At 55.6% G+C, this 16,386-nt stretch carries 10 protein-coding genes; 7 read left to right on the top strand and 3 right to left on the bottom strand.

The features are described 5' to 3' along the window. From M3P27_01260 to M3P27_01250, 3 genes are all read left to right on the top strand, one after another. On the top strand, positions 1–867 hold an 867-nt coding region (locus M3P27_01260; protein MDP9266939.1), incomplete at its 5' end, for a hypothetical protein. Between the two features lie 18 nt (positions 868–885). Then, entirely contained in the window at positions 886–5,682 is a 4,797-nt protein-coding gene (locus M3P27_01255) for a hypothetical protein (GenBank protein MDP9266938.1), read from the top strand. 624 nt (positions 5,683–6,306) lie between these two features. Further along, the gene (locus tag M3P27_01250) at positions 6,307–8,112 is read left to right on the top strand and encodes a hypothetical protein (protein MDP9266937.1); all 1,806 of its coding nucleotides are present in this window, start codon (positions 6,307–6,309) and stop codon (positions 8,110–8,112) included. A 291-nt stretch (positions 8,113–8,403) separates the two neighbouring features. Here M3P27_01250 and M3P27_01245 read toward each other — a convergent pair whose 3' ends face one another. After that, the gene (locus M3P27_01245; GenBank protein MDP9266936.1) at positions 8,404–8,616 is read right to left on the bottom strand and encodes a hypothetical protein; all 213 of its coding nucleotides are present in this window, start codon (positions 8,614–8,616) and stop codon (positions 8,404–8,406) included. A 622-nt stretch (positions 8,617–9,238) separates the two neighbouring features. Here M3P27_01245 and M3P27_01240 point away from each other — a divergent pair. From M3P27_01240 to M3P27_01225, 4 genes are all read left to right on the top strand, one after another. Then, entirely contained in the window at positions 9,239–9,991 is a 753-nt protein-coding gene (locus M3P27_01240; GenBank protein MDP9266935.1) for a hypothetical protein, read from the top strand. Between the two features lie 98 nt (positions 9,992–10,089). Continuing rightward, the gene (locus tag M3P27_01235; protein MDP9266934.1) at positions 10,090–10,515 is read left to right on the top strand and encodes a pili assembly chaperone; all 426 of its coding nucleotides are present in this window, start codon (positions 10,090–10,092) and stop codon (positions 10,513–10,515) included. Positions 10,516–10,751: 236 nt separating this feature from the next. Next, on the top strand, positions 10,752–11,912 hold the full coding sequence (locus tag M3P27_01230; protein ID MDP9266933.1) for a patatin-like phospholipase family protein: 1,161 nt from the start codon (positions 10,752–10,754) through the stop codon (positions 11,910–11,912). Between the two features lie 182 nt (positions 11,913–12,094). Beyond that, positions 12,095–12,919 (top strand): SH3 domain-containing protein, encoded by an 825-nt coding sequence (locus M3P27_01225; GenBank protein MDP9266932.1) that lies wholly within the window; start codon positions 12,095–12,097, stop codon positions 12,917–12,919. A gap of 1,104 nt (positions 12,920–14,023) precedes the next feature. Here M3P27_01225 and M3P27_01220 read toward each other — a convergent pair. After that, entirely contained in the window at positions 14,024–15,505 is a 1,482-nt protein-coding gene (locus M3P27_01220) for an SAVED domain-containing protein (GenBank protein MDP9266931.1), read from the bottom strand. A gap of 6 nt (positions 15,506–15,511) precedes the next feature. Further along, entirely contained in the window at positions 15,512–16,384 is an 873-nt protein-coding gene (locus M3P27_01215; GenBank protein MDP9266930.1) for a hypothetical protein, read from the bottom strand. Positions 16,385–16,386 lie beyond the last annotated feature (2 nt).

Below are 16,386 nucleotides of genomic sequence, written 5' to 3'. Positions count from 1 at the left end.
ACTTTTTCTCTCACGCGCTGCCAGTCTCCACGCGCCTCCGAGACTTCGATCTGGGCTGGGAAGGGCAGAAGAAGACTCGTCGCGTCGGTGCTCCCAGTGGTGCTGTGTCTCCTCGTGTCAGTGCCGTGTTTGACGGGACAAGCCTCTCCCGCACGTAGCGTGCCTCAAAGCGATAGCACGGCACTCTCACTGGCCGCGCAATCGATGGCCGCATTAACACGCGGAAGCCCTCTCTCAGACGTCACGCTTACCGCGCAAGCTTCTCGCTTCGCTGGTTCAGACAACGAGACGGGTGTCGCAACCTTGGCAGCCAAAGGCACAGGCAATAGCAGAGTGGACCTTGTCCTCAGTGGAGGCCGTCGCACCGAGATTCGGACTGTCACCGCCGGCTTCCCAACGGGCACTTGGAGCGGTATCGATGGCGCGTCGCATGAATGTCCAGCCCATAATTGCTGGACCGACGCGGTATGGTTCTTTCCGGCGTTACTCTCCTTTTCAACGGCCGGGAGTGATCCGAACCTCGTGCTGTCCTACGTAGGCGGGGAAACGAGAGCCGGCGTACAGGTTCAACACATTCGGTCACGTTATCGATCCGATCTGGGGCTTTTTCAGAGGTTGAGCAGGGTAGACATCTACGTTGATCAAACCTCCCATTTGCCTGTTGCCATCACTTTCAACACACACGCAGACAACGACGCGAATCTCAATATTCCCGTCGAGATCCAGTTCTCCGATTATCGCGAAGTGAACGGCGTTAAGGTCCCCTTCCAAATCAACAAGCTACTGAGTGGCACGCTCGTCCTTCAGCTCTCTGTGAGCAACGCAACCATTAACACAGGCCTACCTGACAGCTATTTCAAATTGTGAGAGCAAGAGAGAAAAGTCATGAATCGCCACACTGTTCAGTTTGCGATTGTTGTTCTTCTGGTTGCGCAGGTTGCCTTCGGACAGGCGAAGACAGGTGTTTTCCCGTACGGCAGCTTCGGTGGCGGACCGGTCGATACCGTCAACCTCGGAAATCTCAATGTGCACTTGACCGTGCCGGTTTTTCATAAGGCGGGCCGAGGACTTCCATTCGACTACGACCTCTCCTATGAAAGCTCGGTCTGGTATCCCGCAGGCTCTGTCGGAAGTCAGAGTTGGCAACCTATAACGAACTGGGGCTGGACGGCACAGAATAATGGAATGACAGGGAATGTCACGGCGTCGGCAACGGTCACCTATTGCTACGACCAATTCGGCCACATCAACGGGTCGACCACGACGCTTTCCGGCTACACCTATCACGATCCCTGGGGAATCCATCATGTCTTCCCCGGATACCTTGTTTCGTACAGCGGTGCGTGTGCCGGGACGCCAATACTGACAATGACCTCTGCAGCTAACGATGGATCAGGACTCACACTAGTAGCCAACTGGAACGGTTCTAATTACGTTTATACGACCTCGAACCTTCAGCGTAATGGCGGAACATCGACGACGCTCGTGACCGACGCCAACGGGAACCAAATCAGTTCTAACAGCACTGGCGTCTTTACCGATACTTTAGGAACTACTGCATTGACTGTCGCTGGAATATCGCCAAATCCAGTGACGTTCACTTATACGAGTCCTGCGGGTACGCCAGCCACTGTCACGATGAATTACAGCAACTACAACATTCGTACGAGTTTTGGTTGCAGCGGTGTGTCGGAGTATACGGCGACGAATGTGAAGCTCGTGAGCAGCATTTCACTTCCGGATGGAACTAGCTATGCATTCACCTATGAACCGACGCCAAATCCTTCCTATCCGGGATATGTTACCGGTCGACTGAGCAGCGTCACGTTGCCGACTGGCGGTTCTATTACCTACACATATACAGGAGCGAATAACGGAATCATCTGCAAGGATGGAAGCGCAGCAGGTCTACAGCGGCAGGTTTCGCCTGGTGGGACTTGGACATATACCCGCACGAATCCGTCGGGCACACGATGGACGACGACGGCAACTGATCCTGCTGGTAATCAGACAGTTCTCAACTTCCAGGTTGTGTATGCCTCCAGCCCCACTCAGCGGCAGGACGGCTTTTATGAAACGCAGCGGCAGACATATCAAGGTGCTTCGACTCTTTTGCAAACAGTGAACACCTGCTACAACGGCGCCGCGGTGCCCTGCACAACAACGGCCATCACTCTGCCGATCGCTAGGCGCACCATCTACAACTATCTGCCTGACTCTGCTGGCCTCCAAGCGGAGACGGACGTCTTTTATTCTGGACTCGGGTTGGTCTCGGAGATCGACGATTACAACTTCGGGACAGCAGCTGTCGGACCCCTCATCCGCAAGACCCTGACGACATATACGGCTTTGGGGAACGGGATTGTTCGTCCGACAGCCGTAACGATCCAAGACGGCGGCGGCGTTCAAAAGGCCTATCGAACCTTCGGCTACGATCAGACGACGCCAACGTCCACTGTCGGCACTCCACAGCACATTGCCATTTCCGGTGCGCGCGGGAATCTAACCACTGTCACGACGCAGGCAAGTGGGTCGTTGGTTTATCTGTACCAGAAATTCACGTACTACGACACTGGCACACCGAACAGTTCTAGCGACGTAAGTACATCGTCCAGCACCCCCGGTCCTACCACGACATACAACTACGCATCGGGCGCTGCCTCCTGTTCGAACTCTTTTGTGACCTCAGTGAGCATGCCGCTGAGTCTGACCCGCTCCACGACATGGGACTGTACCGGGGGCGTTCCTTTGTCGACCACGGACGAGAACGGCAAAGTAAGCAGCACTTCTTACAACGATCCCTACTTCTGGCGTCCAGCCAGCGCGACCGATCCTCTAAGTAATGTCACAGCCTTCAGCTACAGTGGTGCCAATGCGGTTGCCACGAGCTTCACGTTCAATGGCGGCAATTCTGTGGTCGGAACGCGAACAACGTTGGACGGGCTGGGGCGACCGATACTTCAGCAGACGCTCCAAGGTCCTGGCGTGAGCAGTTATGATTCCGTCGAGACGGACTACGACAGCGTTGGGCAGGTTTCAAAGCAAACGCTGCCCTTCAGCGCGGCTGCAGGAACGCTCTGTAGCGGGACGTGTCCCGGAACCAGCTTCTCCTACGACGGCCTGGGGCGGCTTACGTCAGTCACGGACAGCGCTGGCGGGTCGGCCACGTATACGTATGTGAAGAACGATGTGTACAAGAGCGTTGGACCGGCACCTGCAGGCGAGAACCAGAAGCGCAGGCAGCTTGAATACGATTCCCTCGGAAGACTGACTTCAGTTTGCGAGATCACATCCGCCGCTGGCAGTGGCAGCTGCGCGCAAACGAGTCCGCAGACTGGGTACTGGACGAAGTATGTCTACGAGCCGTTGGGGAACATGACAAATGTGACCCAGAACGCACAATCTGGCTCCACGCAAACACGTACTTTTGCCTATGACCTGGTGGGGAGGATGACGTCAGAGACGAACCCAGAATCGGGGGCGGAAAGCTATTTTTATGACACCGTCGCGAGCGGTCTCTGTGCCGGCACGTATGCTGGAGATCTGAACAAGTCAGCCGATGCCGTAGGTAACACGGTCTGCTATACGTACGACGCTTTACACCGACCGACAAGTCTGACATACAACGGTCCGTATGCAACCAGCACTCCGAACAAGTACTTCGTGTATGACAGTGCGACGGTGAACAGTGTCCTGATGGCGAATACTCTGAGCCGATTGGCGGAAGCATATACGGCCACGTGCCAAGGATGCACGAAGATAACGGACCTCGGGATCAGCTACTCTGCGCGCGGCGAATCTACCGATCTTTACGAGAAGACGCCGAACTCTGGCGGCTACTACCATGTCACAGCTGGATACTGGGAGCATGGACTGGTAAAGCAGATCAGCGGCGTTCCCGGGCTCACGACGGTCAACTACGGAGTGGATCCGGAAGGACGTCCCAATACGGTTGGCGCAGCTTCCGGACAATCGCCCGTCACGGCCACTACCTACAACGTCGCGAGTCTCGCAACCCAGCTAACTCTTGGATCGCTTGATAGCGATACGTTTACGTACGACCCCAATAGCTTCCGAGTTACCCAGTACGCATTTAACGTCAATGGGCAAACGGTGACGGGGACCCTCACTTGGAACGCTAATCGCACACTCGCGTCCCTGAACATTACTGATCCATTCGACGCGGCCAATACACAGAACTGCACCTACGGCAGGGATGATCTTGCGCGAAGCATCTCTGCAAATTGCGGAGCGGCTTGGTCGCAGACGTTCGCCTTCGACGTGTTTGGGAACGTCTCGAAGGCGGGCAGTGCTTCTTTTCAGCCGACCTACTCGACCAGCAACACGAACCGGATCTCCAGCCTGCCAGGTTTTACTCCGACCTACGATGCCAATGGCAACATCCAAACCGACAGTTTCCACACCTACGCGTGGAATGCTGACGGAGGTCCCACTTCAGTCGATTCGGTCGGACTGACATATGACGCATTCGGACGCGTCGTCGAGCAGAATCGAAGCGGTACGTTCACGCAGGTGCTGTACATGCCGAACGGTGAGAAGATCGCGCTGATGAGTGGACAGACATTACAAAAAGCCTTCATCGCACTGCCGGCAGGGGCCACCGCTGTTTATACCAGTGGGGGCCTCAGCTATTATCGGCACCCAGATTGGGAAGGCAGCTCACGCTTTGCATCCACCACCGCGCGAGCGAAGTACTTCGACGTCGCCTATGCGCCATACGGAGAGAATTACGCCGACTCAGGGACTTCCGACCTGAACTTTACCGGCCAGAATCAAGACACCGTAGCGGGCGACTACGACTTCGCGTTGCGTGAATATAGTGTGCCGCAGGGAAGATGGGTTTCCCCAGATCCCCTGGGAATCGGCGCGGTAGATCCTGGGAATCCGCAGTCCTGGAACCGGTATGGATACGTGGTTAACGACCCATTGGACCTCGTGGATCCATCGGGAGGCTGTGGCGAGGACGCCATATCACATGGCTGGTGGGGTAGCGGATGGGATCCAAGCTGCGCCGGTTCCGGTTTCGGGTTTCAGGGTCTGAGTCCGGCGTGCGGGACTGTAATGAGTGGTGGCCAGACCGGTGGTGGCTATGGTTGTGACGGTTGGGCAGGCTATGGTGGTGGCGGGTCTGGATTCGGATTCTCCGGATCGCTATGGATTGGCACGGGTGGGGGTGGGGGTATCTGGAACGAAGATCCGGGCATACCGATCATCTATCCAACCATCTGGGACCTGTTAACACCGTCTTGCTCCTCACCAGGAACAGGATTCCTGCCCGGTTGCGGCTTTGGACCAGGAGGAGTGCCTGTCTTCAGTGTTTTTAAGCTCTTGGACACACCTCAGGCAAGGTGCGTAGAACAGGCTAATCAGCATTTTCAGTGGGCGTTGGGTAGAGGACCGAAGCCCTCACTTATGACGGTACTGGGACTGTCGTTGCACGATCGAGCGACGGAGGCACCATTGACAATTCTAGAACTCTGGAGGCGCAGACCCATAACGACGTCTGCGGTATTATCCACTGAAGCCGTGGGCCTGCAGTTGCGCTTCTGGACAGAAGTGGTGTCACAGGCTGGGGGACACGGAATCGCGTGGTGGCAAGCACGCGGTACCTACAATCAGATGCTGAACACCTGCAAGGCCGCTTTTGGTGATTCCCATTAAGAATGAGGTTCTCGGCGCAAGCACACCTCTGTTTGCTGCTCTGTATGGCCTTATAGCTATCGGGGCAGTGCGGATAGGGGAGGCATTGGGGGTCGATACTGCGCTACCAGCGGCTTGTTGCCTGTTGCTGTTGTCGGTTCTAGAACGCGCCGCTACATCCGACAAGAGTTTAGGCGGGCCTAGGTATTGGCTGTTTGCGGTACTGATCGCCTGCGTAGGGTACCTCTTAGTGCATTGGCGCTTAAGCGGAGTATAGGATGCAACGGATGCTACGCGGAGTGCGAGCCCTCATTTTCCTAGGTGTCACTGCCGCCGTACTCGCAGGATTTACAGGCTGCTCCGCAATCATGTTCCGTCGCGCCAAAATGTGGAGTACCAATGCAGTCATTATTTCAACGTCAGAGGGAGCACTATACGCACTGAGCGTGCTCTGGAGAGACGCTTGGCCGCTCTACGCATTTGTCATCGTCCAAATCGCAATTGCAACGTTCTTCCTAACCGCACCCAAAAGGAGCCGTGACTAGAGCCTTGCGTTGCCGTGATTATCGCTCAGAGTGGCGGGACTCTCCTAGAGTCCGAGCAACGTACCTCGCGAAGGTTGTCCAGGTTCTGCTCCTGCTCAGCATGATGAGCCCTGCGAGAGCGAGAACTCAATCGCCGGAAATCCCTGGCAAGCATTCCCTTGAGGATATTCAGACCACGATCAGCCGTCTGTCACTCGAAGAGAAAATCGGGCAAATGCTTCAAATCCGTTGCTATGCGGATTATCCCAGCTTTGATGGCCCTGAGTATTTGGCGCTGAAGCAACAGGTCCGCAAGTACCACGTCGGTTCAGTGGTCATCGGCATGCACTTCGACAACAACGGTCCAATCAGGAGCTCCGCTCTTGAGACCGCAAAAATCGCCAATCAGCTCCAGCGTGATTCCGAATTACCGTTGTTGGTTAGCGCTGATCTTGAACGCGGTGTAGCAAGCCGTATTAAAGATGTGCCCGCCTTCCCTTGGCCGATGACCTTTGGAGCGACGGCCAATCTTAAGAATGCGGAGCGCTTTGGCGCCGTTACTGGTCGTCAAGCACGGGCGATCGGGATCAATTGGGCGTTCGCGCCGGTCGCGGATGTAAACAGCAATCCGAGCAACCCCATAATCAATGACCGCTCGTTCGGGGAGGATCCCGAGGAGGTAGGGAAGTTCGTCGTAGCGTTTATCAATGGGGCACATAGCAGCGGTCTTCTCGTCACGGCGAAGCACTTCCCCGGACACGGAGATAGCGCAATCGATTCTCACCGTGGAGTCGCCGCAATCAATGGCGATCTCGTTCGCCTTGGCCGGGTGGAATTGCCGCCCTTCAAGAAAGCGATTGATGCTGGCGTGGACGCGATTATGCCGGCGCATGCAAGCGTTCCTGCGCTCGATCCGGGAAGAATCGCGACCCTTTCACCCGCAATCCTGACGGACCTCCTCAAGAAAAAGTATGGCTTCTCCGGACTGATTGTGACGGATGCGCTAGAGATGGAGGGCGTTCTGCAGGTCTACGCGGGACAGCCGGGGGACCCAACGGCACTTGCCACCGTGGACGCAGTTAAAGCCGGCAACGACGTGATTTCCGTACCGAGGGACCTTGACGCCGCGTTTAACGGAATTCTCAAGGCGGTACGGAGTGGGGAGATAAGGGAAGCGCGGATCGACGAGTCAGTCCGAAAGATACTAGAAGCAAAAGCCAAAGTTGGGTTGGACCGCTCGCGCTTTGTGGATCTTCGGCAGGTGGACGCAATCGTTCATGACCCGATCGATGAGGCATTCGCTCAGGAAGTTGCCGATTCCGGCATCACGCTCGTCCGGAACAAGGGTTCCGTCTTACCGCTAGAGGATTCTCACAAAGACGAACCGGGGCGCCGCAAGACCATTGCTATCGTTCTCTCTGAGAAGCTCGACCCCACGATGGGGCTGAACTTTGAACGTGAGTTGAAATGGCGTGATCCTGCGGCAGCCGTCTACTACTTCGATGGCAAGAAGCCTACGCCGATGCCGGCAATGTTGGCCGACATCGCAGCGGCCGACAAGATAATCGTGCTGGCCTACGTGACTAATCGGGGCACAAGAAAATACGTCGTGAACGGAAGGGAAATCGAATCGTTCGGGTTAGTTGGACCTAGCCGTGCGCTGCTGCATCACATCTTGGCTACTGCAGGAAAGAGAACTGCTGTCGTTGCGCTCGGTAGCCCCTATTTGATTGAAGCCTTCCCAGAGATTCAAACGTATCTCTGTACCTACGCCATGGCTTCAACTTCGGAAGTCAGTGTGGCGAAGGCGATTTTCGGCGAATTGCGCACGCACGGGCGCCTTCCGGTAACCCTGCCCGGAATCGCTGAGCGCGGAACCTCGCTGCCGTGGCCAAGCAAGGACTCGCAAACGATGCTTGCACATTGAAAAACACTCTTCGCGAAAGATTGCGTGACGCGTTCAAAACGCAAAGGGTCTCGCCGAGTCTCCAGAACACCCAGCTTGACAAACCGAGCCCTGGCCAGTGATTCACTGAATAGAATCAGTGACTTCAGACGCCTTCTTCGGGATGTCGGCTACTCCCCGGCGGTGAACCCCTGGAAGCAAACCAGTGCGTCAGCAAAAAGCGCGTGCTGGCGGAATCCAGCGTTGTACTATGAGCAACGAGTTACGGAAGCTCGCGCGCGGGGCCGACTAATGTCCACTCCTTCTTAAAGCCTAATGCAGCGTGCACGCCCGCGGATCCAGCAGGTCGCACAGCTCCCAGACGACCTCTTGTGCGGTCGTCTTTTCCTCGAAGCACACGGTGACGAAGCGCTGCTGTAACTCTGGCAGTTCAGGGTCGCTGACGCCCGAGGCAATCAAGACGACCTCGATGGGCAGCGACTCACACAAGTGCAGAACCTCGCTGACACTGAGTGCCTCAAACACGGCATACCCTGCGCGCGCTAGCCCATCGACTAGGGGGGAAGGAGCTTGCGTGGTGAGGTAAGCGACCGCCAGCATGGGCCTGCTTATACCACGGGACCGACGCTACTATGTCCGCCAGAAGCGCCTGTTCCGAATCTGTTGATTGAACCGCGCGAGGATCGCGCGATGCTATCGCCCGGCTAAAGGTCGGCCAAGGCCCAACCGCGTGGCGGTGGCAGCTTTGGTCGTTTTGCCAGTCAGGCCGTTGGGACGGCGTGTTCTGAATTCAGAACAAGGATGAACCATCGCTAGCCAGTCCAAGGGCTCCGGTCAGGAGTGGTCGTCCTGAAATCAACAGGTGATGCGCAGTCGAAGAGTCAACGGAACCCGCCCCGCAGGCGGGTTCGCGCATGAAGTGCTGAGACGCCAGGCACGCCGGGCACTGAGCTCCCGAACATCATGTTCTAGATGTGGAACAACAATGAACTAATGACGAGGTTTGAGAGTTTTTCTCACTAAGCTTCATGCCGCGCCCATGAAATCACTCTTGAGGGAAGCGTCGATCAAGCACACACCATCTGTGTTGGAATATCAGGCTGCAACATTGCGCCGGCGTTGCCTGAGTGTGCGCCTAAGATGCGCGATGAGCGTATTACTTGCATTCTTACTGACGCCCTTCCTATTTTGCCAATCCAAGCCTGAGTCTGAAACCCCGACGCTCAAGGATAAGAGCTTTGTCGAGTTGACGGACTTACGGCAGAAACTGGAAAAAGAGATTCAGTTGCAACAGCAGGAGGTAGATGTTCTCGCCGCCAAGCTTCTGGAGAGAGAGAACCTCGAGCGTGAGACTGGCTTCTTAGAGAAAACCTATCAGAATGTCAGTCCAGAGATCCCACTGCCTCTCAAGAATGCATACAAGGCACAAGCAAAAGAGGCAAGAGCCCGCCTCGACAATGCAAAGATTACCGAACCAAAGGAGAAGCTTGATAGAGACTTGGACAACAAGAAGGCGGAGTTGCAGAAGAAGAAGAGAGAGAAGGAGAATGTTGAATGGAGGATCAGCGAACTAATAGACATCGAAAGGCCGCGCCAAGAGTTCAAGAAAACCATGAGTTTGGATTTTTCCTTCCTTGTCGGCCTTGTCATACTCGGTTTTTTTGTCGTTTCTTGGCGCGACCCGGTAGTCAGACGGTCGATTTTTGCGGGGCAGTCAGGGATACAGTTTATTACCCTGTTTTCACTCGTCATCTCAATAATACTTTTCGGCATTACGGGAATATTGCAAGACAAAGAGTTGGCGGCTCTCCTCGGGGGTCTCTCAGGTTACATTCTTGGGCGCGGTGCGAGTGGGATGGCTCACAGCAACGAGGCCAATGAACAGAGATCGCACGAATGAGGGATAAGGGCTTGAGCAATAAACGCAAACATCGGAACGATCATCCTGAGGGGCCGCGCCCTCTCCGGCTGTTGCGGCTACAAGGCGGGTTTAGCCTGATGGAGCTGCTTATTGTCGTTGCAATACTCTTAATCATCGCGGCAATTGCGATTCCAAGCCTTCTGACTTCAAGAAGATCAGCCAACGAGAGTTCAGCGGTGGGATCGGCACGAAGTATTAACACCGCACAAGTGTCCTATTCTTATGGACATCCGAAGGTGGGTTTCTCGTGCGACCTCACCACACTGGGGGCAGCGGGTCTTGTTGACAAGGCTCTCGCTGAAGGAAAGAAGGGTGGTTACGTTTTTGCCGTAGTGGATTGCCCGAAAAGGAAAGGAGTAGTTGTTGGCTACACTTGGGTGGCTAGCCCAGTAGACCCTGGTCAAACAGGAAGCAAATTTTACTGTGGAGACCAGACTGGCGTGGTCAGATTCAGTATTAAAGACGTCCAGGACTGCATTCATAAGGGACAGCCAATGTCGTAAGAGCCACCTTGGTCGACCGTTACAGAATGTTTAGCCCGCGAAGGCTGAAACCTTACGTGGCTAAGATTTTCGATACCGGCACAAGAACGCATTCTTTTTGCTGCCGTCGGAGCCGCGCGGCCCCCCAGCCGACCGGGCCCATGCAGTCGTGATATCGGCTTAGACCAACTGCCCACCCGAGGGCAGGAAGGCTATATGAGCCGAGCACGATTGTCAGTGATCAGCTTGGAGGATTTGTGCCGAATGACCTTTCCGCTAGTGGACTTATGCCGCCATCGTCGCCTGTTGAATTCATCAACCCTGCGGAACTGACCAAGAAGCCGCTTCCAGGCATTGCTCTCTGCCTTTCCGGGGGTGGATATCGCGCAATGCTCTTTCATGTCGGATCTACTTGGCGCCTTTATGAGTTGGGATTCTTCCCCAAGCTCGAACGCGTTTCCAGCGTATCCGGCGGCTCGATAACGGCGGGAGTTCTGGCACTTGCTTGGCCAAAGCTAGATGGCACGCGGGCAAAGTTTGAAGAGCTTGTGGTCGGGCCGATACGTTCGCTTGCCGGGAAGACTATCGACGTCAGTTCAGTCATCGGCGGTGTATTCGGGCCCGGCACAGTAAGTGAGCACGTCGCAAAAAACTACCGGAAGCACCTCTATGGAGACAAAACACTCCAAGACCTTCCCGACAAGCCGCGTTTTGTGATCAATGCGACGAACGTGCAGTCGAAGGCCCTCTTTAGATTCTCGAAGCCCTACATCTGGGACTATCGCGTCGGAAAGATCGAGAAGCCGAAAACCCCTCTCGCGACTGCCGTGGGTGCGTCGTCCGCCTTCCCTCCCGTCCTTTCGCCGGTAGAACTGGAGTTCAAGAACAACGAGTTTGTTCCGAATACGGGGCAGGACTTACAGTTCCCCCCTTATACAACCGATGTGATCCTGACCGATGGCGGAGTCTACGACAACTTAGGCTTGGAGACAGCGTGGAAGACTTATCAGACGATTCTAGTGAGCGATGCCGGCGGCATTTATGGCCCTGAACCGGACCCCAAGAAAGACTGGCTCAACCACACACGACGCGTCTTCGACCTTGTCGACAACCAAGTCAGGAGCCTTCGCAAGCGACAAGTGATCGACTCCTTCAAGGCGGGCGATCGTACCGGCACGTACTGGGGTATATGGACTGACATTTCAAAGTACCAAGTCCCAGACTCTTTGCCTTGCCCAGTAGCGAAGACCCAGAAGCTCGCGAGTACTCCCACGCGGTTGAAAGGAATGGAGTCGGACCTACAGGAACGGCTTATCAATTGGGGATATGCAGTCTGTGATGCCGCTGTGAGGAAGCATGTCGATCCAGCCCTACCGAAGCCGGCCACATTCCCGTATCCCAACCTCGGTGTGGGATAACGACCGCAGTTGTCGCTGTGGACCGCCCGATGGAAGCCTTAGGGCGAAAAGGAGGAGTGATGTCACTTCGAAGACTGTGCAGCTTCACGTTGTTCTTCGTTCTTTGCTTCACGGGCATAGCATTCGCTGAAAACCCGACGGCTGAGGTCAAGAGGAAGGTCTACCTACGAAGCGGCCCTTCCATGACCACCCAGATGAAGGTACGTCTTCTGCCTGGTGATGAGCTTCAGATCCTCGATTCGCAGCCCCAAGACGGCTTTTATCGTGTCCAGACGGAAGACGGCGATGAGGGGTGGGTAGCGGCCAGAAATATCAGCATCGAGCAGCGGCCACCGGAGTTGGGTTCGTCCGGGAATCTAACTCCTACCGACAGCATCAGCGAAGGCTGGGAGAAGCCAGATCCGAAAAAGACAACCCTCAAGGGCACGACGAAGTCTTGTCCTTGGAATGGCGACGACAGCGACCCTGAGACTTTTCTTTTCAAGAATCGTGCGGACGTTCCCCTGAGTTATCACGACGTCACTTGGGAAGCAATCGCCACTCTCAGCTACCCGGTCGATAAGCCGCTGAGAAAAAATTGGACTCCGACCAACCGTGCAGAGCTAGCACGCTATGAGGGGATTCCGTTGCGGACCGTGGGATACCTAGTGGCTTACAAACCGCAGGCTCACGGCAGTGGTGAGGGCACCAACTGTCACATGAACAGGCCGTTGGAGACGGACACCCATCTAGCCCTTGTCAAGGAAGCTGGCGATGCAGAGAAGAGTTCAATCGTCATCGAATTCACGCCGCGATTCTTGAAAGCCCATCCCAATTGGAACAAAAAGGCCCTCTCGAATTGGATCAACAGTGACAATCCGGTTCGCATCAGCGGCTGGTTGATGTTCGATCCGGATCACCGGAATCATCTGAAGCGCTTCCGTTCCACGCTTTGGGAGATTCATCCCATTACTCAGATTGAAGTTTGGAAGGACAACAGTTGGGTGAACTTAGATACAGCACAATGAGTGTCGCACGACGCGATCCTTGCCACGATGGCTCGGGCCCGGCGAGTCTTTGCACGGGCCTAAGTCGCTTCGCGATGTCGGGGGGAGTGCTGTGTGTCTTTGTAGCCTCGGCTCTGGCGTCCTTCGCTCAGGACACAAAGGCGGTGCGGGTTGTGAGTGCGGAGTGTGGCTTTTCCATCACTTTCCCGGCAGCACCACGCACCAGCCACAGCAGAGTCTCGACGACAGGCAAAGTTTTTATTCCCGTCACTCGATACTATTTTCAGACCTCAGAATCGCTGCTCGCTGTCTCCTGCAGTCCGGCAAGACGTAAAGGGAAGCGAGAACAACTCATGGATGAGGCTCGCGATGCAGCCTTACAAGCGACTGGGACGCGCGTTATTAAAGAGCAGCGTCTTGGGCGCGTGCGCCTCCTCGAGGTAGAGGGTGACGGTGTACGAGGGTTAGTCAAACTGGCAGTCGTACGGAATCACTATGTTCAGGTTCTCGCCTTGTCCCATGCAGATTCCTTTAGTCCCGCAATGTACGCCTTCATTGATTCTCTTATGCTGCACTAATTCAACGACGGATTCGCATGCGCCTGCAGCCCAATCTACAAACCCGATCACTGGCAGAGGGATTAAAGCCAGCGTTGCGACGGTTCGCGCCGCAACTCTCGGCCGCCGCGACAGAAAGAGTTGCGAACGACCTCGCCGGAATGTGGCTGCACAACGATGAGTACATGAAGCTGATCGGCGATTTGTTAAGCCCTGACGTCAGATCAAGCATTGTGAAACGACGCCTTCACCGATACATGCGTACGCTGCCAGCGACCACCGTTCGACTGAAGCGGATAGCTAAAGACTTGTCCAGTTAGGCTTTTATGTCTGCCACCACTTTCATTCCAGCGGCGCAGTATCTCAGGATGTCCAGCGAGCATCAGCAGTTCTCACTCGAAAATCAGGCCGCAGCGATTCAGAAGTATACCGACCTGCATGGGTTTGAATCCCGGCGATGTTAAAGACGTTTTGGCGAGACATTGCTCTGTGTCGACAGCACCAAGCAGGGTCGATGGACCTGAAAACAGGTCGCACAGTGTCAGCAGTCCGTCCTGAAATGCCGGTGCTAGGTTTTGATGGAACAGCTCGGAACATATCCGGGGTCCTGGTATTCGAACAGTTGAAGGTCACCTAAGGACGTTAATTGCTGTCCGAGGAAGACAGACAAAGCGAACGGGCCGTAAAAGAAGAGTCGTGTGCTCCTGATGCCATGACTCTTGAGCAGCTGACCCAGGCGTTCGCGCACGGCGCGCGCGAAAGCGCACGCATCTTCCGAGCTGGCGATAGACTGACTGCCGGTTGACGGCGACGCCATGAAGACGAACAATCTCGGAATTGTTTCCGTGCTGGCAACATACCGCAGGACGTCCTCGCGGCCATCGCCACGTATGTTCAGGCCGAGGACGAGATCCATCCCAGCCAGGTCACCTTGCGTCAGCTCGACTTGAAGATCGTACGGCTGCGTCGGTGTGACATCGGACCTCCAGGGTTCCTTCGCCGGCGGCTGCGGTATCTCAATGGTCCAGCCGCCGACCGCAGGGAAAGTAGCGCCCAACGCAATGCCCGTCGACAGCGCGCACTTTCCGCGGAACCGAATTATCCGTTCTGTTCGCTCGGCAAGAATCTTTTGCTTGAGCGTCGCGAGCTCGGGCAGCAGTTGGCCGTTCCAGATCTCTTGTGATGGAACCCGGCGCGAAGCACGATCGAAATATTTGGACCAGTCCAACGCATAATCCGCCGGCGCGTCAAATTTCTCCGAGGTCCAGTTCTGTACCCACAGGGTGACGGTTTTCTCACCCGGACTGACGGAAGCCACGGCGGCTCGCAAAATCTGCTCGACGTCAGAGCGGGCGAGAATATTGCCTCTTTTAGCCTCAATGGCGCGCAGCAGCTCCGCGAAGGCCGGATGCACCATGGCGCGGATCATTCCCGAATAATCTGGATGGCTCAACAACCGTCCGACGAACAAGTCGACGGCCCGATCGTCGTGATGAAGATCGCCGTGCGCGACCTCGAAAAAGACCTTTGATTGAATGAAGTCGAAATCATTATCGTCCACGCCAATTTTACGAAGCCGTTCGACGAGTTCCTCCTTCGTAGGAGCCAAGGCGTGCTCAGCATCGTCGTAAAAAGGCTTAGCCTTTCGAAACCTGGAGAGTCCGGTTTCGATCGGTCGCAGTTTCGGGGAGAGGGAAGGGCATACCAATGTGAAGCATTTGTATACTCCGGGCAGCTCGGTATCCAATTGCCGGAAATGTTTGAGGACCTCCTTGAATTCGGCCGGCGCGACTTCGTGGTCCTTGACCTGCAAATGTATCCGTGCAGAGCGACCCGCCTCCACGTACCGGATATCGATGTCGCCGGTGCCTTCGACGAAGAGCTGATGAAACGCATTTTCCAGTAGCCACAGCGGTAGCTGGCAGGCCGTGTAGCGAGTCTGGAAGTCGAACCCTTTGCCCGCTGTAATTCCTCCCATGGATTCCGGCGAAAGCAATGAAGCCTTTCGGGATGGCGTTCGGGCTCGACGGCGTTTGCGCGGATCACCCATAGCTGCTCACTGGCCGAACTTCGGGCCGAATACTTGACGCCAGAATTTGCGGCTGTCCGCTTCGTCTGTGCTGTCAAGCGCCTTGCGTGCTGTGATTGCAGCCGTTTTCACCTGCTCCATGAAATTGGTGAAATCCTCGGGCTGCCAATGCTTGTCGACGGTAACGGCAGAGTATCCCGGGTCAGCAATTGTGGGCACCATATTCAAGTTGCGGTATGCGCCGTATGCGCGCTCAATGCCTTCCATCACATTCACAACGGCAGAGGCATGCGAAGTCGGAGAGCCAATGCTGCCGTGAATCAGGCTTTCCAGAATGTAAGACTTCAGCCGGCACGATTCGTTCGGGAGCCTGTCGCGCCAGAACTTCATGAGCTTCACAACCTGCACGTAATATCCATTCGTTGACTTGTTTTTATCCGTTGCGGCCTGGATCTGCCCCTTAGGGTGAGTTTGCACCCATTGCAGGACCTGTCTATCCGGTATCCAGAGCGGCCCGTCATCGCCTGCCACCGGGGTGGCCGGAACGATATCGAGCCATACGCCTTTGGCGCCTTGTGCTCCGACGGATCGGCCCTGCAGCTTCGTCTCTTTGTGGTACCGCGCAAGAATAGACTGGGTCCAGACAAGAACTACGTCTGGCTTCGTGATGGAGTGATCAAGGTCGAAAATGCAAATGACGTCAACATCGTTGATGTCGTTGATCGCTGTGTGCCGCGCGTAAGAACCGGACAAAAAAGTATCCTTGTGCGCGTCCTTCGACTCGCTATCGGCGCGCAACTCCTCCCGGACTTTCTCATGCGCGGCCTTGGCGTTCGTGACGTCCTGGTCGCCCGGCTGGATAGAAGACAGGAGAATCTTGAAATCTGCGGCGAGCTCCACGC

Source organism: Acidobacteriota bacterium (assembly GCA_030774055.1).
Lineage (GTDB): Bacteria > Acidobacteriota > Terriglobia > Terriglobales > Acidobacteriaceae > JACPNR01.
Note: the sequence above shows the minus strand (reverse complement) of the source record. Positions and strands in the feature narration are given on the sequence as shown.

Bases quoted from the DNA above. Each gene is read 5' to 3' on its own strand.
- M3P27_01255 (MDP9266938.1), top strand. From the start codon at position 886: ATGAATCGCCACACTGTTCAGTTTGCGATTGTTGTTCTTCTGGTTGCG.
- M3P27_01250 (MDP9266937.1), top strand. From the start codon at position 6,307: ATGATGAGCCCTGCGAGAGCGAGAACTCAATCGCCGGAAATCCCTGGC.
- M3P27_01240 (MDP9266935.1), top strand. From the start codon at position 9,239: ATGAGCGTATTACTTGCATTCTTACTGACGCCCTTCCTATTTTGCCAA.
- M3P27_01235 (MDP9266934.1), top strand. From the start codon at position 10,090: ATGGAGCTGCTTATTGTCGTTGCAATACTCTTAATCATCGCGGCAATT.
- M3P27_01225 (MDP9266932.1), top strand. From the start codon at position 12,095: ATGACCACCCAGATGAAGGTACGTCTTCTGCCTGGTGATGAGCTTCAG.
- M3P27_01220 (MDP9266931.1), bottom strand. From the start codon at position 15,505: ATGGGTGATCCGCGCAAACGCCGTCGAGCCCGAACGCCATCCCGAAAG.